Below are 1704 nucleotides of genomic sequence, written 5' to 3'. Positions count from 1 at the left end.
CAACGCCCTCGGCCTCACCGTCCGCTTCGAACCCATCGAAGCAGCATGACACTGACCGCCCGGAGGCCAGTCAGACGTTTATTTTCGGACCAGACCCAACCTCGGCCGCGATCACCTCGACCGACTGGTCGAGGTGATCGAGCGAGGACTGACGGCCTGCGTTCCGCCGCAGGGCAGGCTGTTCGCCCTGGACAGGCAACATGCCTCGTTCCGATTCTGGTCAGTGTTCGGCACGCAGGACTCCGAGTAGGCCGTTGTTCTCCTCGTTGATTCCCGCGGCGAACCAGACGGCTTCCGTGCCACCGGACTTGTCGGTGCCGCGCTGCAGCCCCCACAGCCCGGGGATCGCGATCGGGTGCCCGTCGCGGTCCTTCACGGTCGCCTTGAACTCGCCGGTGTGCAGGTCGAAGACGTTAATGCGGCCGTCTCCGAAGTTGCCGACGAGCAGGTCGCCGGAGAACTTCCCGAACCCCTTGGGAGCGACTTCGAGGCCCCAGGGTGAGTTGAGCACGCCCCCGCTCGCGAAGCGCTTCAGGAGCTTCCCGTCATGGCTGAACACGTCAATGAAGCCGTTGCCCGGACCGGGGGTGTCGTCCTCCTTCTCATCGTCCTGCAAGGCGTAGGTCACGAACACCTTCGAGCCGATTTCCTTGACGTCGAAGGGCGCGAAGCCGGCGGGAAGGTTGGGGTCCTGGAACGCGCCATTGGACGGCACGAGCTCGAAGTCCTCGTTGAAGATGTCGATACGTGAGTCACGAAAGTTTGCGACGAGCACCCTTGGCTCCCCGTGCTCGTGCTCCTTCCCGGGCTCCTCAGCCCCGTGCCTGCCGCCGAGCAGTGCCAGCCCCTTGAAGATGGCGGTCTCGTCGCCGCTGTCCTCGTGGGCGACCAGGACAGCGGTCCTCCGGGACACGTCCGGGTTGTACGCGAACAGGTCGCCGTGCTCCCCCGCGAAGAGGAAGCGGGCGGGACCGGTCTTCCCGAAGCCGCTGAACTCGAAGTCGTCGCTGTCATTGCGCACGACCCCGGTCGGTGCGCCATCCGTCGGGAACGACACGACCTGGGACAGGATCTCGACCGGCTGCCCCTTCTGGCCGCCCGAGTAGGCCGTGGCCTTGTCGGTGTGGTTGTCCGCGACCAAGAGCTTTCCGGACCGGGTGGTCACCAGGCCCCAAGGGTTGGCCAGATTGGGATCGGTCGCCTCTGCCCTGCCCGGGATGTCGGATACGAGATCGGTTTCCCGGAAGCCGTGATGCTGCTGCGGCGCCTCTCCTGGCTCCCAGGACGGGGGTGGCGACGCGGCGGCGAGGGCGCCGACTGTGCCCAGGGTCAGTGCGGCTACCATCAGCCGCTTCCGGAAGGGGCGGGGTCGGTGGGCCGGTGCCTGCGGTGTCATGGTGATGGTCCTCTTCCAGCGTCGGTGTCCGGTGCGCACGTACTGTCGGAGTCATCACAGAGGAGCGCACATGCGCACGCCACTCGACACGCGTCACCCGTTGCCTGGAGCAGGTGTTTTCCCCGGTGGGAACACACGATCAGACGAAGGCCCCTCGTCCCCCTCGGGATCGCCTACGTGAACCGTTCCGGGTTCGGTGGGGACTCGATCATTTGAGTGGACGTTAAGTCCGTTTCTGGTAGCGGCCTCGTTCGGGTTGGGTGAGGAAGCCTTGGCGGGTGAGGCGTCCGAGGCGGCTGCGGGTGATG

At 66.0% G+C, this 1704-nt stretch carries 1 protein-coding gene; it reads right to left on the bottom strand.

The window, feature by feature from the left end; all coding sequences use genetic code 11:
• Positions 1-220 precede the first annotated feature (220 nt).
• Entirely contained in the window at positions 221-1345 is a 1125-nt protein-coding gene (locus tag ABTY04_RS40865; protein ID WP_352218498.1) for a TIGR03118 family protein, read from the bottom strand.
• Positions 1346-1704: the final 359 nt, after the last annotated feature.

It is taken from the genome of Streptomyces sp. NPDC097981, from assembly GCF_040302565.1.
In the GTDB taxonomy this organism is placed as follows: domain Bacteria; phylum Actinomycetota; class Actinomycetes; order Streptomycetales; family Streptomycetaceae; genus Streptomyces.
This window is presented reverse-complemented; position numbering and strand designations above follow the sequence as displayed.

Excerpts from the sequence above, each read along its gene's own strand:
- ABTY04_RS40865 (WP_352218498.1), bottom strand. The coding sequence starts at position 1,345 with ATGGTAGCCGCACTGACCCTGGGCACAGTCGGCGCCCTCGCCGCCGCG.